Genomic DNA, 23169 nt, shown 5'->3' with positions numbered 1-23169 from the left:
TCCCGCGCCCGCATAGCTAGCGCCCTGCCTCTCCCCAGGGACACGCCCCCATGCAGACCGTCGTTCTCACCGTCCATCTCCTGCTGGCCCTCGCGCTGATCGCCGTGGTGCTGCTTCAGCGGTCGGAGGGCGGCGGCCTCGGGATGGGCGGGGGCGGCGGCGGCGCGATGTCGGGCCGCGGCTCGACCTCGGCGCTGGGCAAGGCGACCTGGGCGCTGGGGATCGCCTTCGTCGCGACCTCGCTGTCGCTGACGATCCTCGCCGCCCAGCAGGCCGAGGGGGTGTCCGTGCTCGATCGTCTGGGCGTCGGCGAATCGGGGCCCTCGGGCGAGGACCTGATCGCCCCCCTCTCCGAGGACGCGCCGCTTCCCCCCGTGGTGGTCGAGGAGACCCCCGCCGCCCCCGCCGCCCCCGCCGCCCCCGTGGGCGAGGTGGTCCCCGTCCCGCCGCCGGCCGACTGAGGCCGCCGCCCATTGCGGCCCCCTCGGGGCCGCGCTAGTCGGGCCCCCCGTGACGCGGCGCGTCCGGGGCCACCCGCACACGTCCCACACCGCAACGCACACGGCAGGCAGGCCTGCTCCGGGGGTCCCAATGGCGCGCTTCATCTTCATCACCGGGGGCGTCGTCTCGTCGCTGGGCAAGGGCCTCGCCTCGGCCGCGCTGGGCGCGCTGCTGCAGGCGCGGGGCTATACGGTGCGGCTGCGCAAGCTCGACCCCTACCTCAACGTCGACCCCGGCACGATGAGCCCGTTCGAGCACGGCGAGGTCTTCGTCACCGACGACGGGGCCGAGACGGACCTCGACCTCGGCCACTACGAGCGGTTCACCGGCGTTCCCGCCCGCAGGACCGATTCCATCTCCTCGGGGCGCATCTACACCAACGTCCTCGAGAAGGAGCGGCGGGGCGACTATCTCGGCAAGACGATCCAAGTCATCCCGCACGTCACGAATGAAATAAAGGACTTCATCGCCATCGGCGAGGACGAGGTCGACTTCATGCTGTGCGAGATCGGCGGCACCGTCGGCGACATCGAGGGGCTGCCCTTCTTCGAGGCCATCCGCCAGTTCGCCCAGGACAAGCCCCGCGGCCAGTGCATCTTCCTGCACCTCACCCTCCTGCCCTTTATGAAGGCCTCGGGCGAGCTGAAGACCAAGCCGACCCAGCACTCCGTCAAGGAGCTGCGCTCGATCGGGCTGGCGCCCGACATCCTCGTCTGCCGCTCCGAAGGCGACATCCCCGAGAAGGAGCGCGAGAAGCTCGCCCTCTTCTGCAACGTGCGGCCGGACGCGGTGATCGCGGCCAAGGACCTTCCCTCGATCTACTCGGCCCCCCTCGCCTATCACGAGGCGGGGCTGGACCAGGCGGTGCTCGACGCGTTCGGCATCTCGCCCGCGCCGCGGCCCGACCTGTCGCGGTGGCGCGACGTGCAGGACCGGATCGACCGCCCCGAGGGCGAGGTGCGGATCGCCGTCGTCGGCAAGTACACCCAGCTGGAGGACGCCTACAAATCCATCAACGAGGCGCTCACCCATGGCGGCTTCGCCAACCGGGTGAAGGTCCGCCCCGAATGGATCGCCTCCGAGCGGCTCGAGCGGGAGGACCCCGCCCAGGTGCTCGAGGGGTTCTCCGGCATCCTGGTGCCCGGCGGCTTCGGCGAGCGGGGGACCGAGGGCAAGATCAGGGCAGCCGAATTCGCGCGCACCCACGGCGTGCCCTATCTCGGCATCTGCCTCGGCATGCAGATGGCCGTGATCGAGGCGGCGCGGAACCTCACCGACCTCGCCGACGCCGGCTCGGAGGAGTTCGACCACGAGGCGCCGCCGGGCGCAGATCCCCGCCGCTTCACGCCCGTGGTCTACCACCTCAAGGAATGGGTCCAGGGCAACCACGTGGTCGAGCGGAAGGTCACCGACGACAAGGGCGGCACCATGCGCCTCGGGGCCTACGATGCCGTTCTCGCGGACGGATCGAAGGTGGCCGAGGTCTACGACGGCGCCCCCCGCATCGAGGAGCGGCACCGCCACCGCTACGAGGTGGACGTCCGCTACCGCGACGCGCTGGAGGCGAACGGCCTGCGCTTCACGGGCATGTCCCCCGACGGCCGCCTGCCCGAGATCGTCGAGGCGGCCGGCCATCCCTGGTACATCGGCGTCCAGTTCCACCCCGAGTTGAAGTCCAAGCCCTTCGACCCCCACCCCCTCTTCGAGGGGTTCGTGCGCGCCGCGAAGGAGAACTCCCGCCTCGTCTGACGCGCGATCGGGCGGGCGGCCGAGATCCGGCCGGATCCGATCCGAAGGCCCGGCCGGGCGGTCCCGACCGGCCCGGCGCCGTCCGCCCGGCGACATCATTCCGCCCGATTGCCGCGAGAACCTTCGGGGATCGCCGCAGGCGGAAGATGGCGGATGAAGGACCTGCTCGAGGACCCGGACGGCTACCCCGGCAGCAGCGCGACGCCGGACGAGATCCTCGTCCTGGCCTCGGCCTATGCCGCTGCCGCGCGGGCGCTCCCGGGATCGGCCGGTGCGGGCGGGCCGCTGTCCTACGCCCCGGCACGCCTCTGCGCGATCCACGCCGTCGAGCTGTTCCTCAACGCGTTCCTGAGGTTCGGCGGCGCACCCCCGGCGCAGGTGAGGGCACGGCACCACGATCTGGTGGACGCGGATTTCTGCCAAACCCTGCGCCTCAGGAAGAAGACCGCCGAGCACCTCGCGGAGATGACCCGCCGCCGCGAGTATCTGATCTCGCGCTACGCGCCGGACATGACCCGCTCCCACACCGAGGTGAACAGGCTGGGGGCGACGCTCGACGAGGTCGAGGCGAAAATCTCCGCCTTCCTGCGCTGATCCTTCGGGAACGAACGGGACTTCCACGGCCGATTGCCCTCCTCCTCCTTGGAAGCGGGCGGGCCCTCAATCCTCCGGCAGGTAGCGGCGGATGAGGTCGATCCCCGCCTCGGAGGTGACGACCTCCAGGATGGCGCGGTTCAGCGGCTCGCGCAGGGGGCTTCCCTCCGGCAGCGCGACGGCCACGAGGACCGGGTCGAGAAGCGTCTCGCGCACCTGAAGGTTCAGGTCCGACCCCGACAGCGCAGCCCGGAGCGCCGGCGCCGCGCCCACGGCCCGGTCGGCCTCGCCGTCCGCGACCGCCTGCAGCAGCGCCTCCGCGTCCTCGCGCGTGCCGGCGTCGATGTCCTCGCGCGCGAGGAACGCGGCCGCCGCCCCTTCGGGAAGCGCGAGGACGGAGTAGCCGCGAAGATCCTCGGGCAGCTCGGGCGCGCTGCCGGCGTTCGACACGTTGATGACCGCCGCCGTCAGCGCCGCGCTCACCGCGAGGCCGGCCAGCATCCACAGCATCGCGACCGCGCGGCCGGCGACCGTGGCGGGCGCCTTGTCGCCGTAGCCGATGGTGGTCAGCGTGACGCCGGCCCACCAGAACCCGTCGCCCAGCCCGCGCACCGGATCGCGCTGGAACTGCTCGCCGTTGCTGCGCCGCTCCAGCGCCCAGACCAGCGCGCCGACCGCCAGCAGCAGCAGCGCGAGGCCCGCGACGATCCGAAGGAACTCGGTCGAGGCGAGGCCCCGCACCGTCGACCAGATGCGGCTTTCCGCCTTCGACACCACGCCCACATGCGAGGAATGGAGCGGATGCGTCAGGTCCAGCCCGACCTCCAGGGGCGCGGCGGCGTCGACCGGCAGCGCGAGGTCGACGAGGCCGCTCGCCACGGCGGCGCGGACCTCGGCCCTTTCGATGGTGACCCATTCGGTCTGGGTCCCGAGGCGCTCGGCCACGAGGCGCCAGATGCCGACGACGAAGCCCGAATGCAGCCCGTCCTCGCCGACCGAGGCATAGGGCGGGCGGTCGATGACGCCGACCCGCAGCACGTCCGGGACGAGGGCGGCGGCGGATGGACCGGGGGCCGGAACCTGCGCCACGGCGGCCGTCGGCCCCCCGAGCAGCGCGGCGAGAAGGAGGAGAGTTCGGATCATCGGGGTGCCAATGCCCCCCCGGGGGCAGCGGTTCCGCCCCCGCGCCTGGCCCTCCCCCGGGTGCCGTCCCCCGCGGGGCGGGACCGCCCCCGCGCATCCCGCCCGGACATCCTCCACTTCGTGCAGTCGGCCGGCCCCCAGCGCATCCCCCGCGTCGTTTTCCCCGCTCGATGGGCCCCGCCCCTCGCGCGCACGGGCCGCGCATGGGCGTTGTCCGCTACGGCCGTCGGCCCGGACCCCTCGCCTCCCCTGCGCGCCCTCTGGCGCCGATCCCCGACCGATGGGCCCGGCCCCTCGCGCGCACGGGCCGCGCATGGGCGTCGTCCGTCCCGTGCAGTCGGCCCGGACCCCCGCGCATTTCCCGCGCGTTTCCCTGACGTCGCCTCTCCACCCGGTGGGCCCCGCCTCTTGCGCGTCCCCCGCGTGGGGTGGGGGTGGGCTCGATTACCCTCCAGAACCTCCTGAAGGTCCGTTCAACCGCCCGCGTGCGGGGGGTGAGTCGCGGAGCGCGGAAGGCAGGCGACCCAGAGAGGTCAACCCCGCGCGCGGAGAGGGGGGCTGCGATCTGGGCTCGCATCAGGTCGTTAGGCGTCACCCCCGCACGCGGAGGAGTGGGGGCTCCCCACTCGTTCCGGGGGGCGCTCCTCCGCCTGGGGCCGAGGGAGCGGCCCCCGCGCCGACGCGGCTCCCTGCCGCTCGCCCTTCCCCTCATCATGTTCCCCGGGGGAAGGCCGGCTCCTCTGCCCGCGCCTCGGCGGCCGGCAGGCGCGGTGCGCGCGCCGCCCCGCATGCGCGAGATCGGCCCGCCGCCCCCGCATCGCCGCGGCGGGCCTCGCTCCAATGCTCCGGGACGAGGCGGGTCGCCTCGCGCGCTGCCCCGCATGCCGTGGTCGGGGGCGGCCGCCCCCCACCGCTTCGGCGAGGCGCGCGCCCGGCACGCCGCGGAAGCGGATGCTTCAGAAGTTGAGGCGGATCGCCCGGCTGATGCCCACGCGGACCGAGAACTGGTCCTCGTCGCGCGTGATCGGGCTGTCGGCGGCGTCGTTCATCAGCCGCTCGTAGCCGATGCCGCTCTCCACGGCCCAGTCGTCGTTCAGCCGGTAGGTGTGCACCACCTCGAACCCCGCGCCGAGAAGGCCGCCCTCGGCGTCGAACGCCTCGAAGGCCGACGCGTCGGCCTCCGCCTCGGCGACGCCGAAATAGGTGCCCGCATAGGCGCCGTCCCCGAACGACAGGCGCGGGCCGGCGGTCACGGTGGTCTTCGCGCCCGGCCGCAGGATCAGGTCCGCGCCCAGCTCCCCGACGGTGCCCTCGTGCCCGCCGAAACCCCGGCGCACGTCCGCGAAGGCCTGCCAGGACGGCTGGCGGTAGATCACGCCCAGGCCCAGCTCCAGCGCGGGGTCCACGTCCTCGAGGCCGGCGAGCTCGGGATAGTCCTCGTCGTCGCGCTCGCCGAGGTAGCGGAAGCTGCCGCGCAGCGCCGGGCCGGTGCGGTCCACCCCCCCGAAGGAGCGGCCGGCCCATTCGAGCGAGCCGAATGAGAAGCCGAGGTCGGGGCCCACCTCGTACTCGTCCGCGCCGGGATAGGCCGGCGCCGCGGCGACCCCCCCCCGGAGGGAGAAGGCCAACTCGTTCGACTGCGCGAGCGACGGCCCCGCGAGGAGGAGGGCAGCTGTCGAGAGGGCGGCGATGGTTGGACGCATGGGCGGCGGCGCTCCGGCGGCGGGATATGGCTCACAAGCAACAGATAGGATGTCCGTTCCCGCCGGGCGCCGCCAGGCGTCATTTCGTACGAAGGCGTGACCCCCCGGCCACAGTCCGCCCCCGTTCCAGCCCTTGAGGAGGGCGCCGCCGCGCCCTAGCTCCCGCCCATGTTCTCCAACCTCCTCCGCTCCCTCAACGGGCCCGAGCCGCGGCCCCTCGAGGACCTCGACCAGCGCCGGGCGCTCGCCGGCCTCATGGTGCGGATCGCCCGTTCGGACGGCCGGTACGCCCCCGAGGAGGTCGCGCGCATCGACCGCATCCTCGCGCGCCGCTACGCGCTCGACCCCGCCGCGGCCGAGGCCCTGCGGCGCGAGGGCGAGGACCTCGAGCGCGAGGCCCCCGGCACCCACCGCTTCACCACCGCCATAAAGGACTCCGTCCCCTGGGAGGAGCGGATCGGTGTGATCGAGGCGCTCTGGGCCGTGGCCCTCGCCGACGGCGAGCGCGACGCCGAGGAGGACAGCCTCCTGAGGATGCTCGCGAACCTTCTCGGCGTGACCGACAAGGACAGCGCCCTGGCCCGCCAGCGGGTCGAGGCCGCGCCCTAGACCCCCGCCCGTGACGCGGTAGGGGGGGCCATGCTCGCCTCGCTGCCCATGTACGACCGGCCCGGGAACGCCGCCGCCCACGACGCGCTCTGGTCCGCGATCCGGGACGGGCTGCGGGCGCGCGGGATCGCGGCGCCGGACCGGCTGGACCGCACGGTCCCCCACCGCGAGGGGTGGCGCCGCGCCGACCTCGTGCTCGGGCAGGTCTGCGTCCGCCCCCTCCTGCGCGAGCATCGGGACCTCGTCAGGATAGGCTGCCTCGACCACGGCCTGCCGGACACCCCGGCGGGGTTCTACCGCTCGGTCTTCGTCTCGCGCGCGGACGATCCGCGCGATCCGGCCGCCGAGGGCTTGCGCTTCGCCTACAACTCCCCCTGCTCGCATTCGGGCTGGGGCGCCGCGCAGGCGTGGCGCGCCGCGCGGGGCCTGCCGCCGCTGCCCGCCACCCTGCGGACCGGCGGGCACCTCGCCTCGCTCGCCGCGCTCCGCGAGGGGCGCGCCGACCTCGCCTGCGTGGACCTCGTGACGCTGGCCATCGACGCCCGGCTCGGCGGCGGGCCGCGCGCGCTGCACCTGGGCCCCCGGACGGCGCCCGTCCCCGGCCAGACGCTCGTCACCCGGCACCCCGACCCCGCGCCCTTTCGCGAGGCGGTCCGCGACGCCCTCGCCGCCCTTTCCGGCGCCCATCGCCGCGCCTTGGGCGGGCGCGCCCTCGCCGTGCCGCCCGATGCCGCCTATGCCGCCGTCCCCCTGCCCGCGGATCCGCCCGCCGCGGCCTGAGGGGGCGCCGGACGCGCCGTCCGCGTTGCAATCGGACGGAATTCGCGCCCTAGTCCGAAGAACGCCGCAGGGGGAGGTCACGTGCCCGAAGCCGTCATCGAACTTGAGGACATCCATAAGGCCTATGGCGAGCTCGAGGTGATCAAGGGCGTCTCCCTGCGCGCCGAGCGGGGGCAGGTCGTGTCGCTCATCGGCTCGTCGGGGTCGGGCAAGTCGACCCTGCTGCGCTGCGCCAACCTCCTCGAGGAGAGCCAGAGCGGCGCGATCCGCTTCAAGGGCGAGGACGTGCGCTGGCGCGGCGCGGGCCACCACCGCCGCCCCGCCGACCCGCGGCAGGTCACGCGCATCCGCACGAACCTCGCCATGGTGTTCCAGCAGTTCAACCTCTGGGCGCACATGACGGTGCTGCAGAACGTGATGGAGGCCCCCGTCACCGTGCTCGGGCGCGATCGGGTCGAGGTCGAGGCCGCCGCCCGCCGCTATCTCGACAAGGTCGGCGTGGGCGACAAGGCGGACGCGTGGCCGGCACAGCTCTCCGGCGGGCAGCAGCAGCGCGTCGCCATCGCGCGCGCCCTTGCGATGGAGCCCGAGGCCCTCCTCTTCGACGAGCCGACGAGCGCCCTCGACCCCGAGCTCGAGCAGGAGGTCGTGCGCGTCATCAAGGCCCTCGCCGCGGAGGGGCGCACGATGGTCCTCGTCACCCACGACATGCGCCTCGCCCGCGACGTGTCGGACCACGTGGTCTTCCTCCACCAGGGCCTCGTCTGCGAGGAGGGGCCGCCCGGGCGCCTCTTCGACGCGCCGGGGACCGAGCGTCTCCAGGGCTTCCTCTCCGCCGGGCAGGCCGCCGCCTGAGGCCGCGGCGGCGGGATCGCCCCGCCCCGCCCCGCGCTCCGGTCCGGCCGCGCGCCCGCCTCCGGCGCGATTTCCGACGCGCGGGCGTCCGCCGGCGGCGCACCTCTCCCGTTCGCCGGCCCCGCGGCCCGCGTCCGTGCGCCCCTCTCGCGCACCCGGGGCGGCGCCGGCCCCGGCGATGTCGGTGCTTCGTCGGATCATCCCGCACGCCTCCCCCCTCGCCCGGAGAGGATGCGCCGGGGGGCCTTTGGCGGGGTTAACGCCGCGTACGGTGCGGACCCGGCGCCCGGCGCCGCCTCGGGTCTGGGTTGCAAGGCGTTGGTATCCCGATGTTCCGAAACCCCGGCCGAATGTTCGGTGCATCCGCCCGCGCCCGCCGCGCGGACCCCCTCCGCCCGCCGCCGCCGATTCGGGCAACGGGCCCGTCCGGCGGCCCCGCGGCCTTGTCTTCGCAGGCGCCGGGCGTAAGGCTGGGACGGACGCGGCGGCCCCGGCCCCGCGATCCAACAAGGGAGACCACCGCATGAAGACCATCCTCGGGGCCACCGCCCTCGCCGCGCTCGGGACCGCCGCCCTCGCGCAGGACACCGTCCGCATCGGCACGGAAGGCGCCTACCCCCCCTACAACTTCATCAACGACGCTGGCGATCTCGACGGCTACGAGATCGCCCTCGGGGCCGAGCTCTGCGCCCGCGCCGACCTCGCCTGCGAGTTCGTCAGCAACGACTGGGACTCGATCATCCCCAACCTCGTCTCGGGCAACTACGACGTGATCATGGCCGGCATGTCGATCACCGACGAGCGCGACGAGGTCATCGACTTCACCCAGAACTACATCCCGCCCGCCGCCTCGCTCTATCTGGCGATGGACGAAGGGGCGGATCTCGAAGGGGGCGTGGTGGCCGCGCAGGTCAACACGATCCAGGCCGGCCACGTCGCCGATTCGGGCGCCACCCTCCTCGAGTTCGCGACCCCCGACGAGGCGGTCGCCGCCGTCCGCAACGGCGAGGCGGACGCGGTCTTCGCCGACGGCGAGTACCTCCTGCCCATCGCCGCCGAATCGGGCGACCTGATGATCGTCGGCGACGAGGTCCCCCTCGGCGGCGGCGTCGGCGCGGGCCTGCGCGAATCGGACGGCGACCTGCGCGAGGCGCTGGACGGCGCGATCCAGTCCATGAAGGACGACGGCAGCCTGAACGACCTCATCGTCGAATGGTTCGGCGAGGACGCCGCCGTCTACGAGTAAGGCCAACCGGGACGGGCCCTTGCGGCCCGTCCTCCAAGGCAGGCACCGCGCCCCATGTTCCCCTTCTGCGAAGACCCTTCGGCCCTCGAGGGCGCGCGCTGGATGGCGTGCTACCTGACCACGGGCAAGCACATGGCGTTCTACGCCTCCTTCGGGACGGTGCTCGTCCTCCTGGCCGTGACGGCGCCGCTCGCGCTGCTCTTCGGGCTGGGGGGGGCGCTGGCGACGCGCTCCGCCGTGGCGCCGCTGCGCTGGCTGGGGCAGGGCTACACCGCCATCGTCCGGGGCGTGCCGGACGTAGTTTTCTTCCTCTTCTTCGTGATCGCCCTCGACCAGGGGTTCGAATGGCTGCGCCACCAGGCCCTCTGCCCGGACTGGCCGATGCCCGTCAGGCAGGGCAACGATTTCGTCGTCTGCGCCGCGGCCAAGCTGCCTTCGAACTCGGCCCCCCAGTGGATGCATGAGGCCTACGGCTTCGCCACCGCCGTCCTGACCTTCGCCATCGTCTTCGGCGCCTTCGCGGCGAACGTCCTCTCTGGCGCGATGCGGGCCGTGCCCCGCGCCCAGGTCGAGACGGCCGAGGCCTATGGCATGACCCGCCGCCAGGCGACGCGCCGGGTCCTCTTGCCGCAGATGTGGACCTATGCGCTGCCGGGGCTGTCGAACCTCTGGATGATCCTGGTGAAGGCCACGCCGCTCCTCTTCCTCCTGGGGGTCGAGGACGTCGTCTACTGGGCGCGCGAGTTGGGGGCGATGAAGACCAGCACGTTCGACTACCCGCACCCCGACTGGCGGCTCTGGTACTTCCTGGCGCTCCTGGCGTTCTATCTCCTTCTCACGAAGGTCTCCGAGGTCGTGCTGGGCCGCGTCCAGCGCCGCTTCTCGCGCGGGCAGGCGACGGCGGCCGGCGAGCGGCTGCGCCGCGCCGTCCCCGCGGGCGCCCCGGCATGAGCTGCTGGGACACCGTCCGGGCCTACGCCTTCCGGTCCGTGCACGACTTCTCGGACTGGTGGCTGATCCCGGCCTCGGAGCGGCTCCTGCCCCGGTCGGACTTCACGCTCTGCCAGCAGGTGACGCTGATCGGCTCGGGCATGATCTGGAACGTCTATTTCGGGGTGCTGGCCCTCGCCTTCGGGTTCTTCCTCGCCGTCGGGCTGGCCATGGCGCGGTTCTCCGAGAACGCCTTGCTGCGAAAGCCCGCGGACTGGTTCGTCTTCCTCTTCCGCGGCTCGCCCCTCTTCATCCAGTTCTTCCTCGCCTACGAGGCTCTGGTCCTGCTGCCGCGCGCAGGGTTCGAGATCCTCGGCGTGACGGTCGAGACGGGCTGGCTGACCCGGGCGTGGGCCGGGGCGCTGATCGTCCTATTCTTCAACACCTCGGCCTACGCGGCCGAGATCTTCCTCGGCGCGCTGCGCTCGATCCCCAAGGGCGACCTCGAGGCGGCGGAGGCGTACGGGCTGACCGGGTGGACGAAGTTCCGCCGGATCACCTTCCCCACCATGCTGCGCCTCGCCTGGCCGGGATACACGAACGAGGCGATCTTCCTCTTCCACGCGACGACGCTGGTCTTCTTCTCGGGCTTCCCCGCCTGGCGGCAGATGGGCGACGCGCTGTATTACGCGAACTACTTCGCGGACAAGACCTTCAACCCGTTCGTGCCCTACCCCATCGTCGCCCTCTACTTCGTCGCGCTGACGCTTCTGGTCATCGCGGGGTTCGGCGCCGTGAACCGGCGGCTGAACCGGCACCTGCCGGACGCCGCGGGGCGCGTCCGCGCCCGCCCGCAGATCGTCCGATGAACGCCGCCGACTGGCTGGCCGCCCGACCCGGGATCAGGTCCATCCGCGTCGCGGCTTCGGACCTCAACGGGCAGGCGCGCGGCAAGCGGCTTCCGGCAGGCCACGCCGCCAAGGCGTTGGCGGGCGAGACGCGCATCCCCCTCTCGGTGCTGAACGTCGACATCCGGGGCGACGACATCGAAGGCAGCCCGCTGGTCTTCGAGAGCGGCGACCGCGACGGCCTCCTGCGGCCCAGCGGGCGGGGCTTCGTGCCGATGCCCTGGCTCGACGCGCCTGCCGCCCTCCTGCCCTGCTGGACCTTCCGCGAGGACGGCGCCCCCTTCCTGGGCGATCCGCGCCAGGCCCTCGAATGGGTGCTGGCGCGGTGGCGGGCGCGCGGCCTCTCGCCCGTCGCCGCGACCGAGCTTGAGTTCTACCTGATCGACGACGCGGGCGCGGCGCTGCGCCCGCCGCCCTCGCCCCGCTCGGGCAAGCGCCGCCTCGGGGGCGAGATCCTGAGCCTGCGCGCGCTCGACGCCTTCGACGGCTTCTTCGACGACCTCTACGCCGCCTGCGAGGCAATGGGCGTGCCGGCCGAATCCGCCATCTCGGAGGCCGGCATGGGGCAGTTCGAGGTGAACCTCGCGCATGGCGACGCGATGAAGGCCGCCGACGACGCGTGGCTCTTCAAGCTGCTGGCGAAGGGGCTGGCGCGGCGGCACGGGTTCGCCGCCTCCTTCATGGCCAAGCCCTATGCGGACCACTCGGGCAACGGGATGCACGTCCACTTCTCCGTTCTGGACGAGGGCGGGCGCAACGTCTTCGACGACGGGGGCGAGGGGGGGACGGCCACCCTCCGCCATGCCGTCGCCGGGTGCCTCTCGGCAATGCCGGCCAGCGCGCTGGTCCTCGCCCCCCACGGCACGAGCTACGACCGCTTCGTGGACGGCGCGCACGCGCCTACGGGGATCGGCTGGGCCTACGAGAACCGGACGGCCGCCATCCGCATCCCCTCGGGCGCGCCCGAGGCGCGGCGGATCGAGCATCGCGTGGCGGGGGGCGACGTGAACCCCTACCTCCTCCTCGCGGCGGTCCTGGGCGCGGCGCTGGCGGGCATCGAGGACGGGGCCGAGCCGCCCGACCCCCTCTCGGGCAACGCCTACGCGCAGGACCTGCGGGCGATCCCCGATACGTGGGACGATGCCATCGCCGCCTTCGAGACGGACCCGTGGACGCGGCGCATCCTGCCGGACGAGCTGATCCGCAACTTCGTCGCCACCAAGCGCCAGGAACGCACCCTCTGGGACGACACCCCGGAGGCCGAGCGGGCGGACCTCTACCTCGACACCGTATAGGCGCTTGGAAGCCTTCGCGGCCAAGCGTAGGCTGCAGGTGCAACCACCGAGGTCCCCCGTGCTGATAGGCATCCTTCTCTGCGGTCACACTACGGGCGCCGCGCTCGAACGGCTCGGCGAGTACGACGCGGCCTTCCGCGACCTTCTGGGCGGGCCGGGGCGCGAGTTCCGCACGTGGAGCGTGGTCGACATGGAGTTTCCCGAAGGCCCCCGCGAGGCCGACGCCTGGGTGGTCACCGGCTCCAAACACGGCGCCTACGAGGACCTGCCCTTCATCCCACGGCTGGAGGACTTCATTCGCGCCGTGCACGAGGCGAATGTCCCGACGGTGGGCATCTGCTTCGGCCACCAGATCGTCGCGCAGGCTCTCGGCGGACGCGTCGAGAAGTTTCCCGAAGGATGGGCCGTGGGTCGCACCGAGTACGAGATCGAGGGGCTGGGCCGGCTGCACCTCAACGCCTGGCACCAGGACCAGGTCACGGTGATCCCCCCCGGCGCGCGCGTGGTCGGCCAGTCGGGGCACTGCGCGACGGCCGCCCTGTCCTACGGCCCGCACCTCTGGACGATCCAGCCGCACCCCGAGTTCACGAACGAGCGGATCGCCCTCATGGTGCCCGAGCGGAAGGGCACGCTCGACTACGAGGACGACCGGATGGACGCCGCCCTGGAAGGCACGTCGCTGCCGACGGACGGCGACCGGATCGCGGAGAAGCTGCTCGAGGTGCTGGAGAGCGTGCGGGAGGTGCAGGATGCGTGACGACCGCAGCGGCGGGGATTGGCTGGACCGGCTGCCCGAGGCCGCCCGCCTCTACTTGAACGGCCGCCGCCCGGACGAGGTCGAGTGCGTGATCGCCGACCTTCCGGGCATCGCGCGCGGAAAGGCCGTGCCCGGCACCAAGTTCGCCCGCCAGGACCGCTTCCACCTGCCCGACTCGATCTTCTACCAGACCATCACGGGCGGCTACGCCGAGACCGGCGCCCAATGGACCGAGCCGGACATGATCCTGACGCCGGACATGGAGACGGCGAGCGCGGCGCCCTGGGCGGAGGACCCGACGCTGCAGGTCATCCACGACGCCCACGACCGCGAGGGCCGGCCGGTTCCCATGGCCCCCCGCAACGTCCTCAAGCGCGTGGTCGCGGCCTATGCGGCCGACGGGCTGACCCCCATCGTCGCCCCGGAGATGGAGTTCTACCTCGTCGCGCGCAACACCGACCCCGCCCGGTCAATCGAGCCCATGATGGGCCGCTCGGGCCGCCCGGCGGCCGCGCGGCAGAGCTACTCGATGTCCGCGGTGGACGAGTACGGGCCCGTCATCGACGACATCTACGACTTCGCCGAGGCCCAGGGCTTCGAGATCGACGGCATCACCCAGGAAGGCGGCGCCGGCCAGGTCGAGATCAACCTGCGCCACGGCGAGCCGGTGAAGCTGGCGGACGAGATCTTCTATTTCAAACGCCTGATCCGCGAGGCGGCGGTGCGGCACGACTGCTTCGCCACCTTCATGGCCAAGCCCATCGAGGGCGAGCCGGGCAGCGCCATGCACGTCCACCACTCCGTCCTCGACGCCCCGGGGGTCAACATCTTCTCGGACGGCGAGGAGGAGACGCCCGCCTTCCGCCACTTCGTCGCCGGGATGCAGAACCACCTGCCCGCGGCCATCGCGATGCTCGCGCCCTACGTGAACTCCTACAGGCGCTACACGCGGGACTTCTCGGCGCCGATCAACCTCGAATGGGGCTACGACAACCGGACCACGGGCATCCGCGTGCCCGTCGCCCCGCCCGAGGCGCGGCGGGTGGAGAACCGCCTCGCCGGGATGGACTGCAACCCGTATCTCGGGATCGCGGCATCGCTGGCCTGCGGCCTTCTCGGCCTTCGCGAGGGCCGGGATCCGACGCCGCCGCTGGAGACGGACGCCTACGACGCGGAGGAGGCGATCCCCCGCGGCCTCTTCGCCGCGCTCGACGCCCTCAAGGCGGACGCGCCCTTCCGCGACCTCATGGGCGAGAGGTTCTGCGCCATCTACGAGGCGGTGAAGACGGCCGAGTACGACGAGTTCCTCCAGGTCATCTCCCCCTGGGAGCGCGAGCACCTCCTGGTCAGCGTGTGAGCCCGCGCGCCCCGCGTATCCCGGCCGCCCGCCGCCGACCGTCCGGGGGACGCCGGTGAAGCTGCTCTACGCGAACGACCCGCCCTCGGGCTACCCGGCGAGCTGGTACGCCGAGACCGCCGAAGCGCCGCCCGAGCAGCCTCCCCTCCGCGGCGAGGTACGCTGCGACCTCTGCGTCGTGGGCGCGGGCTACACGGGCCTCGCGGCGGCGCTGGCGGCCCGGGCCAAGGGGCTGGACGTCGTCCTGCTCGACGCGCGGCGCGCCGGCTGGGGCGCCTCGGGGCGCAACGGGGGGCAGGTCGGGACGGGTCAGCGCGTGGACCAGATCACCCTGGAGGCACGGCACGGACCGGGCGCGGCGCGGCGCCTGTGGGATCTGGGTCAGGACGCGGTGGCCGAGTGCCGCCGCTTGGTCGAGGCCCACGCCCCGGAAGCTTGCTGGCGCCCGGGGATCGCCTTCCTCGCCCGCTCCGCCAGGGCGGCGGAGGAGGCGCACCGCTACGCCGACCATCTCGCCGCGCGCTACGACTACCATCTCGACGAGCCCCTGGACCGCGAGGCGGCGCGGGCCCTCTCGGGGTCGGAGGCGTTCGCGGGCGGCTCGCTCGACCGCGGCGGCGCGCACATCCACCCCCTGCGGCTGGCCTTCGGGATGGCGCGCGCGGCGCTGGCGGCGGGGGTGCGGCTCCACGAGGGGACGCCCGCGCACCGCCTGTCGTCCGGGCCCGTGGTCCACACGGACCGCGGCCGGGTCCTGGCCGAGCGGGTGATCCTGGCGGGCAACGGCTACCTGGAGGGGTTCGGGCGCCCGCAGGTCATGCCGATCAACAATTTCATCGTCGCCACCGAGCCGCTCGACGGACCGCTGACCGAGGACGTCGCCGCCCATGACGATCGGTTCGTCGTCGACTACTGGCGGAAGTCGGAGGACGGCCGCCTCCTCTTCGGCGGGGGCGAGAGCTATGGCTACCGCTTTCCGAAGGACGTCGCCGCGCTCGTCCGGCGGCCGATGGAGGCGATCTATCCCCAGCTCCGCGGGGTGCGGATCACCCATGCCTGGGGCGGCACGCTGGGGATCACGATCTCGCGGATGCCGCACATGGCGGCGATGGCGCCGGGCGTGCTGTCGGCCGCGGGCTACAGCGGGCACGGGGTGGCCATGGCTTGCCTCGCCGGGCGGCTCGCGGCCGAGGCGAGCGCCGGTCCCTCCCCGGGATGGGAGGCGATGGCCGCCCTGCCCCATCGCGCCTTCCCGGGCGGCACGGCCTTCCGCACCCCGCTGCTCGCCACGGCGATGAGCTGGTACGCCTTGCGCGACCGACTGGGCATTTGACCGGCGGCCCGCCGATTCCGGCGGCGGATCGCCGTCGCCACCTGCCGCACCGGCGACACCGCATGGACCGACGGCCCGCGGGGGCCTAGTCAGGAGGCATGAAGGACCTGACCCCCAACTCCTGGGAAGCCCGCGCCGAGGGCGCCTCCCTCTACGGCTTCACCGACTACCCCACGCTGGCCGAGCGGGGGACCACAGTGCTGGCCCGCGGCGAGGGGCCCTACGTCGTCGACACGGACGGCAACCGCTTCCTCGACGCGAACGCGGGCCTCTGGAACATGGTGGCGGGCTGGGACCACCGGGGCCTGATCCGCGCCGCGCAGGAGCAGTACGAGCGCCTGCCGGGCTACCACGCCTTCTTCGGGCGCATGTCGGACCGAACCGTCGAGCTGTCGGAGAAGCTGGTCGAGGTCTCCCCGTTCGAGCGGGGGCGCGTGTTCTACACCAACTCCGGGTCGGAAGCGAACGACACGCTGGTCAAGATGCTCTGGTTCCTCAACCGGATGGAGGGGCGGCCCGAGGCGCGGAAGATCCTGACACGGGTCAACGCCTATCACGGCGTCACGGCCGTCTCGGCATCGATGACGGGCAAGCCCTACAACGACGTGTTCGGCCTGCCCCTGCCCGGCTTCATCCACCTCACCTGCCCGCACTACTGGCGCGAGGCCCGCGAGGGGGAGAGCGAGGCCCAGTTCGTCCGGCGGCTGGCGCGGGAGCTGGAGGAGGTTATCGCCCGCGAAGGGGCTGACACCATCGCCGGCTTCGTGGCCGAGCCCGTGATGGGCGCGGGCGGCGCGATCCCCCCCGCGGAGGGCTATTTCCAAGCAGTCCAGCCGATCCTGCGGAAGCACGGCATCCCGCTGATCGCGGACGAGGTCATCACCGGCTTCGGCCGCACGGGCGAGCCCTGGGGATGCGAGAGCTACGGGTTCACCCCCGACGCGATCATCGCCTCGAAGGCCATGACGGCGGGATACTTCCCCATGGGCGCGGTGATCCTCGGGCCCGAGCTGGCCGACCGTCTCTTCGCCGCGTCGGCTGAGTTCACGGATTTCCCGCACGGCTTCACCGCCTCGGGGCATCCGGTCGGCTGCGCGGTGGCGCTGAAGGCCGCCGAGGTCATCCTTGAAGGGGCCGACGGCGACGAGCCCCTGATCGAGAACGTCCGCCGCACCATGCCCCTCTTCGCCGAAGGGATGGATCGTCTGGCCCGGCATCCCAACATCGGCGAGGCGCGCTATCGCGGCACCATGGGCGCGCTGGAGGCGGTGGCGGACAGGGAGACGAAGGCGCCCTTCGCGGCCGATCTTCAAGTCTCGGAGCGGATCGCGAACGCCTGCCACGACGTCGGCCTGATCTGTCGCCCGCTCGGGCAGGCGGTGGTCCTCTGCCCGCCCTTCATCATGACGCCCGCCCAGTTCGACGAGATGTTCGGCAAGCTGGAGAAGGCGCTAGGATCGGTGTTCGACGCGGTCGCCTGACGGGGCGGCCCGGGCCGCGGCGGCCTCAGCTCATGCGCGAGAGCTTCTCCTGCAGTTCGGCGAGCTGCTTCTTGATGTCGTCCAGCTCGCCCTCCTTTCCCGCCTCGGGGCCTGGAGCGTCGACCACGCCGCCCGTCATCATCTTCATGAAGGCCGCCTGCTGCGCGCGCATCGCCTCGAAGCCCGGCATTCCGGCCATCGGGTTCATGGCGGTCATGTTCTCGAGCATCTTGGACTGGCCGCCCTGGAGCATCTCGAAGGACGCTTTGAGGAAATCGGGCACCACGGACCGTGCCGCGCCGCTGTAGGACCGCACGAGGTCGGTCAGCACCTCGATAGGCAGGACGCTCTCGCCCTTGGACTCGTGTTCGGCGATGATCTGGAGGAGGTACTGCCTAGTCAGGTCGGCGCCGGTCTTGAGGTCGACGATCCGCACCTGCCGGCCGGCGCGGATGAAGGCCGCGATGTCCTCCAAGGTGACGTAATCGGAGGTCTCGGTATTGTAGAGGCGCCGGCTCGCGTAGCGCTTGATCAGGAGGGGCTCGCCCTCGCCCTCGCCCTTGGCCGCCATCGTCTCGCCCTCCCCCGTGCCGCGCCGCGGAAACGACCCTAGGCCTCCATGCAGCGGGCGCAAACGGAAAAAGGCGCGCCGCGAGGGCGCGCCTTCGAAGGACGGAGCCGACATAGCGCGACCGATCGGCCGCCCCGCCACCGGGATCACTTGACGGTGGCGGGCTTCCTGACGGCCGCAGCGGTCTTCTGAGCCGCCGCATCGGCGGCGCCGGTCGCCGAGGTGGTGGCGGCAGCCCCGTCCTGCGCGCCCTCGCGGCCCGCGGCGAGCATCAGCTCGACCGTCTCCATCTGGACCTTCTTCGCCACCTCCGCGAACTGGGCCATCGTCTCGGCGGTCATCTCGGCGGTGGCCGAGGCGAAGTCCGTCATGGCTTTGCCGTAGTCAGCGGGCTCGTCCTTCACGGCGGCGACTTCGTTCATCTTCGCGAGGGCGCGCTTCGTCCAGCCGGCGGAGATCTCGGTCGAGGTCTCGGCGGCGTCGAGGGCGACGCGGCTCATCTTCTCGGCGAGCTGGGCCTGCGTCTTCCACGCGTCCTGCATCGCCGAAGTATCCATCGGGAAGGCGCCGAGCATGTCGGCGAGCATCTTCTGCATGTCGTTGGCGTTGTTCATCATGATCTCGCTCCTCTCGAACCCGCGTCGCTGCGGCTGCGAGGAACATGGATGCTGCAATGCAGCACTGCAAGGGTCCGATGCCGCACTGCCGCGAAAAGAATGACGCCGCGGCAGCGGCTCACGCGTTCCGTCCGGGATCCGGCGCCTCCGTCACGTAGGTTCCCGGCGCGGGGCCCAGCGTCGCGCGGCCGCCTCCTGGCGTTCGCGCGGGGACGAGGGCGCCGCTGCGGAGGTCCAGCCATTCCGACCAGAGCGGCCACCAGGAACCCTCGCGCCGCTCCGCCGCCGCGCGCCAGGTATTCGCGTCGCCGGACCAGTCGCCGTTCACGTAGTGGCCGTACTTGCCTTTCGAGGGCGGATTCACGATGCCGGCGATGTGCCCGCTCTCGGAGAGGACGAAGGTCCGGTCGGTCGCGCCCATCTTCCGTATCCCGGCATAGGATTGCCCCCAGGCGGCGATGTGGTCCGTCTCGCAGGCGATGGCGACGAGCGGCAGATCGACATCCGAGAGGCGAAGCGTCTCGCCGCAGACCGCGATGCCCCCTTCGGCGAAGCGGTTCGCCTGGCAGAGCTCGCGCAGGTACTGCATCGCCATGCGCCCGGGCAGGTTCGTCGCGTCGCCGTTCCAATAGAGCAGGTCGAACGCGGGGGGCCGCTCGCCCATCATGTAGGACCGGATGGCAGGCCCGTAGATCAGGTCGTTCGACCGCAGGAAGGAGAAGGTACGCGACATGAAGAGCGCAGAGAGGACACCCGCCTCCCGCGTCTCGGCCTCGATTCCGTCCAAGAAGTCGTCGTCGAGGAAGACCCCCACCTCGCCCTGGTCCGAGAAGTCCGTCAACGTCGTGAGGAAGGTCGCCGATCGCACCCCGCCCAGTCCCCGCCGCTTCATCAGCGCAAGCGTCAGGGCGAGGGTCGTGCCGGCGATGCAGTAGCCCGCGACGTTGACCTCCGGCGCGCCGGTGGCGTCACGCGCCTGCTCGATGGCCGCGAGGAACCCCTCCGCCACGTAGTCGTCGAGCGAGACGTCCGCGTAGTCGGGGCCGGGGTTCTTCCAGCTCACCACCAGGACGGTGAAGCCCTGCGCCGCCATCCAGCGGATCAGGCTGTTCCGCTCGGTCAGGTCGAGGATGTAGAACTTGTTGATCCAAGGCGGGAAGATCAGGATCGGCACCTCCCGCACCTCGCCGGTCGTGGGCGCGTACTGGATCAGCTCGAAGAGGCGGTTGCGGAAGACGACCTCGCCCGGCATCGTGGCGAGGTTCCCGCCCACCTCGAAGGCGTCGCGGTCGGCCAGCGTGACGAGGAGCTCGCCGTCGTTCGCCTCGAGGTCGCGGACGAGGTTCTCGAGCCCGTCGACGAGGCTCTGGCCTTCCGTCTCGACCGCGCGGGCGAGGGCTTCGGGGTTGGTGCCGAGGAAGTTCGCGGGGCTGAACATATCGACGATCTGCCCGGCGAAGTAGCTCAGCCGTCGGCGGTCCTTCTCGGGCAGCCCCTGGAGGTCGCCGGCAGCCTCCGCGATGGCCTCCGCCGCGATGAGGTACTGCTGCTTGAGGTAGTTGAAGTAGGGATGCTCCTGCCAACGGGGGTCGCGGAAGCGCCTGTCGCGCCCGGTCGCGTCCTCCGGCGGGGTCATCTGCCCCTTGGCGAGCCGCGACTGCGCCTCGACGTAGTGCTTCAGCGCCCTGCCCCAGTAGCGGGTCTGATGCTCGATCATCTTGCCGGGGTCGCTCAGCATGTCGGCCATGCTGGCAGCGGCGGCCCGCGCGAAGAGGTCCCGCCCCGGCCCCTGCAGCGAGGGGCGCACCTTGCCGCCCTTCGACAGCGCAGACACGAGGCGCTGGGACAGCTCCTCGACGCGGACGAGGTTGGCGCCCAGGCGCGACATGTCCGTGGCGTCACCGGATTTCTCGCTTGTCACAGGACAGCCCTCCGCTAACCTTCGCACCTGCGGCATGACGCTGCGCCGCACCGCCGCGCGCCGTCCCGCGGCAGGGAGATCGGCCATGCGCTACATGATGAGCTACGACCTCATGGAGTCCTCGCGTATCATGGGACAGTGGATGGGCTCCACCGCGAAGGCGCTCTTCGGCGCGCCCTCCCTGGGTCTCGTGCCGAACCCCGTCATCGCGACGCTGGCGGCCTGGGGCGAAGTGGCGGAGCGCAGCTTCGCCCGCATGGTGGCCAAGCCCGATTGGGGGATCGACACCGTCACCGGCGCGGACGGGCGCGACCACGTCGTCACGCCCACGGTCGTGGGACCCGGCGCCTTCGGGGACCTGCTGCACTTCGACGTCGCGGGCCGTTCCGCCATGCCGCGGCGCATCCTGCTCGTCGCGCCGATGTCGGGGCACTACGCAACGCTCCTGCGCTCGACCGTCCGGTCGCTGCTGCCGGATGCGGACGTCTGGATCACCGACTGGCACAACGCCCGCGACATCCCCGTCAGCGCCGGCAAGTTCGACGTCGAGGACTACACCGCCTGCATCGCCGGCTTCCTGCGCGCTCTGGGGCCGGACCTGCACGTGATCGCCGTCTGCCAGCCCGTGCCGCTGGCGCTGGCCGCGACCGCCCTCGTCGCCGCCGAGGCGCCCGAGGCCCAGCCCGCCACGCTGACGCTGATCGGCGGACCGGTGGACCCCAACGCGGCACCCACGGAGGTCACCGATTTCGGCGCCCGCATGACGATGGGGCAGCTGGAGGAGCTCGCGATCCAGCGGGTCGGGTTCAAGCACCGGGGCGCGGGGCGGATGGTCTATCCGGGCCTTCTGCAGCTGACGTCCTTCATCGCCATGAACGGAGGGCGCCACGGGCGCGCCTTCTGGGACCAGACGATCCGCGTCGCGAAGGGCGAGGCCGGCGACCACGACCGGCACAACCGCTTCTACGACGAGTACCTCGCCGTGATGGACATGACGGCGGAGTTCTACCTCTCCACCGTCGAGCGCATCTTCAAGGCGCGCGAGATCGCCCGCAACGCCTTCCATGTCGGCGGGGTCCATGCCGACCTCGGGCGGATCGACCGGACGGCCGTGAACGTGGTCGAGGGCGAGCAGGACGACATCTCCGCACCGGGCCAGTGCCTCGCCGCGCTGGACCTGCTGACCGGCCTGCCGCACGGGCGGAAGGCGGCGCACCTGCAGCCGGACGCGGGCCATTACGGCATCTTCGCGGGGCGAGCGTGGCGAAGCGACATACGCCCGCTCGTGCTGGACTTCATCGACGCCCATGCGGACGTGCCGGCGCCGCGGGGCGAGCAGCGCGGCAGGACCATCCATGACGGATCCGGCAGGCCGGTCGGGGGGCGGACCCCCGTCTAGGGCTTCCCCGGGGTTCGCCGGAGAGGCAAGATAGGCCACATGACGATGCCCTTCTCCTGCCGGTGCGGCGCGGTGCGCGGCACGCTCGACCCTTCGGACGGGGTGCACCTGCGCTGCTTCTGCCAGTCCTGCCGGGGCGCGGCGCGCCTCGCGGGGGCGGCGGACCCCGGTGCGGACGGCGTCGCCCTCTTCCAGACGACGCCGGACCGTCTGACCTTCGCGGCCGGGCGCGATCTGATCGAACCCTTGCGCTTCTCGCCCCGCTCGTTCGTGCGGCGATGGCGGACGCGGTGCTGCGGGGACGTTCTCTTCTCGTCAGGCGATTCCCCCCGCTGGCCCGTGGCAGGGCCCGTGGACCGCGTCCTCGCCGACCCGGAGGCCCTCGGCCCCGAGCAGGCCAGAGCCTTCCTGCCCCCGCGCCGCGCCGGCGGACTGCGACGGCACGAGGGGGCGGGATACCTGATCGCGCAGTTCGCGCGGCGGACGGCCGCCGCCCGGTTCCGCCGCGCCTGGCGGAACGACCCGCTCATGGAAGCGGACGGCCGCTACCCGAAGGCCCGTCCGGCCACCCCGGAGGAGGTCTCCGCCGCCTTTCCCGAAGGCCCGCCCCTGCCGCCCTACGACGCCCCGCCCCGCTAGCCCTGCGGCGCGCGCGCCAGCCAGCGCTGCAACGCCTCGTTCACCGCCCTGGGCGTCTCGAGGGTGGGCAGGTGGCCGGCATCCTCGATCACCGAAAGCTCGGCATCGGCAAGGAGGGCCGCCATCAGCTCGTGCCGGCGCAGGGGGCAGAGCACGTCATGCCTGCCGCAGAGCACGAGCGAGGGGCCGCGGTAGCCCGACAGGGCGGCCTGCTGGTCGGGCCGGGTCTGCAGGGCGCGCGACTGCCGCTCGAACACGAGGGGGCCCATGGCGACGGCCATCTCCATCACCGCGTCCAGAACGCCCCCCCGACCCGGGCCGGGGGCGAGGTAGTTGGGCTTCATCTCGTCCCGCATGACCTCGACCAGCCGCCCGGCGCGCACGCGAGCGATCTGCGGCTCGCGGCTCGCGGCGATCTCGGGCGTCTCGGGCAGCGGGTTGGTGTCCATCAGGCACAGCCGTTCGACCCGTTCGGGGGCGCGGCGCACGACCTCCATCGCGACGATCCCGCCCATGGAAAGGCCGGCGAGCGCGAAGCGCGGCGGCGCGGCCTCCAGCACGGCCTCGGCAAGTGGGGCGATGCGGTCCGAGCCGGTGATTGGGGCGAGGTGCAGGTGCCTGTCCCGCCCCAGCTCGGCGATCTGCGGCGCGAAGAGGCGCGCGTCGCACATCATCCCCGGAAGGAGGACCAGCGGCGCCGGGGGGGCGCAGGCGGCGGGCACAATCCGCATAACGCGTCAGAGAAGGTGCATGCTTGAGCGGCCGGGCTTCGGCGGAGCCG

22 protein-coding genes are annotated in these 23169 nt (G+C 72.4%); 16 read left to right on the top strand and 6 right to left on the bottom strand.

The genetic code is table 11. The features are described 5' to 3' along the window. Window positions 1–50: 50 nt before the first annotated feature. The 3 genes from secG to BCF33_RS01400 all read left to right on the top strand — a co-directional run bounded on the left by secG (window position 51) and on the right by BCF33_RS01400 (window position 2844). Window positions 51–461: a preprotein translocase subunit SecG gene (gene secG, locus BCF33_RS01410; RefSeq protein WP_106159164.1), complete on the top strand. Its 411-nt coding sequence runs from the start codon at window positions 51–53 to the stop codon at window positions 459–461. 130 nt (window positions 462–591) lie between these two features. Then, entirely contained in the window at window positions 592–2250 is a 1659-nt protein-coding gene (locus tag BCF33_RS01405; protein WP_106159163.1) for a CTP synthase, read from the top strand. 153 nt (window positions 2251–2403) lie between these two features. After that, the gene (locus BCF33_RS01400; protein WP_211292348.1) at window positions 2404–2844 is read left to right on the top strand and encodes a hypothetical protein; all 441 of its coding nucleotides are present in this window, start codon (window positions 2404–2406) and stop codon (window positions 2842–2844) included. A 66-nt stretch (window positions 2845–2910) separates the two neighbouring features. Here the strand turns inward: BCF33_RS01400 and BCF33_RS01395 are convergent, their stop codons facing one another. Together BCF33_RS01395 and BCF33_RS01390 are read right to left on the bottom strand one after the other, a co-directional pair. Next, on the bottom strand, window positions 2911–3987 hold the full coding sequence (locus BCF33_RS01395; RefSeq protein ID WP_158259328.1) for an ion channel: 1077 nt from the start codon (window positions 3985–3987) through the stop codon (window positions 2911–2913). Between the two features lie 956 nt (window positions 3988–4943). After that, complete coding sequence (locus tag BCF33_RS01390; protein WP_106159161.1) at window positions 4944–5690, bottom strand: MipA/OmpV family protein; 747 nt, start codon at window positions 5688–5690, stop codon at window positions 4944–4946. Window positions 5691–5858: 168 nt separating this feature from the next. Here BCF33_RS01390 and BCF33_RS01385 point away from each other — a divergent pair, with 168 nt between their 5' ends. The 11 genes from BCF33_RS01385 (at window position 5859) to BCF33_RS01335 (ending at window position 17241) form a co-directional block, all read left to right on the top strand. After that, entirely contained in the window at window positions 5859–6299 is a 441-nt protein-coding gene (locus BCF33_RS01385; protein WP_106159160.1) for a tellurite resistance TerB family protein, read from the top strand. 30 nt (window positions 6300–6329) lie between these two features. After that, window positions 6330–7079 (top strand): phosphate/phosphite/phosphonate ABC transporter substrate-binding protein, encoded by a 750-nt coding sequence (locus BCF33_RS01380; protein ID WP_106159159.1) that lies wholly within the window; start codon window positions 6330–6332, stop codon window positions 7077–7079. Window positions 7080–7160: 81 nt separating this feature from the next. Next, window positions 7161–7934, top strand: coding sequence for an ABC transporter ATP-binding protein (locus BCF33_RS01375; RefSeq protein ID WP_106159158.1), 774 nt, complete (start codon window positions 7161–7163; stop codon window positions 7932–7934). A gap of 523 nt (window positions 7935–8457) precedes the next feature. Then, window positions 8458–9180 (top strand): transporter substrate-binding domain-containing protein, encoded by a 723-nt coding sequence (locus BCF33_RS01370; RefSeq protein ID WP_106159157.1) that lies wholly within the window; start codon window positions 8458–8460, stop codon window positions 9178–9180. Between the two features lie 54 nt (window positions 9181–9234). Continuing rightward, on the top strand, window positions 9235–10131 hold the full coding sequence (locus BCF33_RS01365) for an ABC transporter permease (RefSeq protein WP_106159156.1): 897 nt from the start codon (window positions 9235–9237) through the stop codon (window positions 10129–10131). Then, complete coding sequence (locus BCF33_RS01360; protein ID WP_106159155.1) at window positions 10128–10979, top strand: ABC transporter permease; 852 nt, start codon at window positions 10128–10130, stop codon at window positions 10977–10979. The genes BCF33_RS01365 and BCF33_RS01360 overlap by 4 nt, the downstream gene beginning before the upstream one ends. Next, on the top strand, window positions 10976–12313 hold the full coding sequence (locus tag BCF33_RS01355) for a glutamine synthetase family protein (protein WP_106159154.1): 1338 nt from the start codon (window positions 10976–10978) through the stop codon (window positions 12311–12313). The genes BCF33_RS01360 and BCF33_RS01355 overlap by 4 nt, the downstream gene beginning before the upstream one ends. Window positions 12314–12371: 58 nt before the next feature. Next, window positions 12372–13070: a type 1 glutamine amidotransferase gene (locus BCF33_RS01350; protein WP_211292347.1), complete on the top strand. Its 699-nt coding sequence runs from the start codon at window positions 12372–12374 to the stop codon at window positions 13068–13070. Then, window positions 13063–14427, top strand: coding sequence for a glutamine synthetase family protein (locus tag BCF33_RS01345; RefSeq protein ID WP_106159153.1), 1365 nt, complete (start codon window positions 13063–13065; stop codon window positions 14425–14427). Before BCF33_RS01350 ends, BCF33_RS01345 begins: the two co-directional genes overlap by 8 nt. Before the next feature lie 55 nt (window positions 14428–14482). Beyond that, window positions 14483–15760, top strand: coding sequence for an NAD(P)/FAD-dependent oxidoreductase (locus BCF33_RS01340; RefSeq protein WP_106159152.1), 1278 nt, complete (start codon window positions 14483–14485; stop codon window positions 15758–15760). Between the two features lie 98 nt (window positions 15761–15858). Next, window positions 15859–17241 (top strand): aminotransferase class III-fold pyridoxal phosphate-dependent enzyme, encoded by a 1383-nt coding sequence (locus BCF33_RS01335; RefSeq protein WP_106159151.1) that lies wholly within the window; start codon window positions 15859–15861, stop codon window positions 17239–17241. Window positions 17242–17266: 25 nt separating this feature from the next. Here the strand turns inward: BCF33_RS01335 and phaR are convergent, their stop codons facing one another. The 3 genes from phaR to BCF33_RS01320 all read right to left on the bottom strand — a co-directional run bounded on the left by phaR (window position 17267) and on the right by BCF33_RS01320 (window position 20317). Further along, window positions 17267–17812, bottom strand: a complete 546-nt coding sequence (phaR, locus tag BCF33_RS01330) for a polyhydroxyalkanoate synthesis repressor PhaR (protein ID WP_106159150.1) — start codon at window positions 17810–17812, stop codon at window positions 17267–17269. Window positions 17813–17958: 146 nt separating this feature from the next. Then, window positions 17959–18426: a Phasin gene (locus tag BCF33_RS01325; protein ID WP_106160142.1), complete on the bottom strand. Its 468-nt coding sequence runs from the start codon at window positions 18424–18426 to the stop codon at window positions 17959–17961. A gap of 121 nt (window positions 18427–18547) precedes the next feature. Next, window positions 18548–20317, bottom strand: a complete 1770-nt coding sequence (locus BCF33_RS01320; RefSeq protein WP_245883747.1) for a PHA/PHB synthase family protein — start codon at window positions 20315–20317, stop codon at window positions 18548–18550. A gap of 118 nt (window positions 20318–20435) precedes the next feature. On the opposite strand from BCF33_RS01320, the gene phaZ reads away from it, so the two are divergent. Then, window positions 20436–21749 carry a polyhydroxyalkanoate depolymerase gene (gene phaZ, locus BCF33_RS01315; protein ID WP_106159149.1) on the top strand — a complete coding sequence of 438 codons (1314 nt, stop codon included), beginning with the start codon at window positions 20436–20438 and terminating at the stop codon, window positions 21747–21749. 39 nt (window positions 21750–21788) lie between these two features. After that, window positions 21789–22388: a DUF6151 family protein gene (locus BCF33_RS01310; protein WP_106159148.1), complete on the top strand. Its 600-nt coding sequence runs from the start codon at window positions 21789–21791 to the stop codon at window positions 22386–22388. On the opposite strand, the gene BCF33_RS01305 is transcribed toward BCF33_RS01310, so the two are convergent. Beyond that, a complete protein-coding gene (locus BCF33_RS01305; RefSeq protein WP_106159147.1) occupies window positions 22385–23119 on the bottom strand; it encodes an alpha/beta fold hydrolase in 735 nt (244 codons plus the stop codon). The two genes, BCF33_RS01310 and BCF33_RS01305, sit on opposite strands and share 4 nt — an antisense overlap. Between the last annotated feature and the right edge of the window lie 50 nt (window positions 23120–23169).

It is taken from the genome of Hasllibacter halocynthiae (assembly GCF_003003095.1).
GTDB lineage: Bacteria > Pseudomonadota > Alphaproteobacteria > Rhodobacterales > Rhodobacteraceae > Hasllibacter > Hasllibacter halocynthiae.
This window is presented reverse-complemented; position numbering and strand designations above follow the sequence as displayed.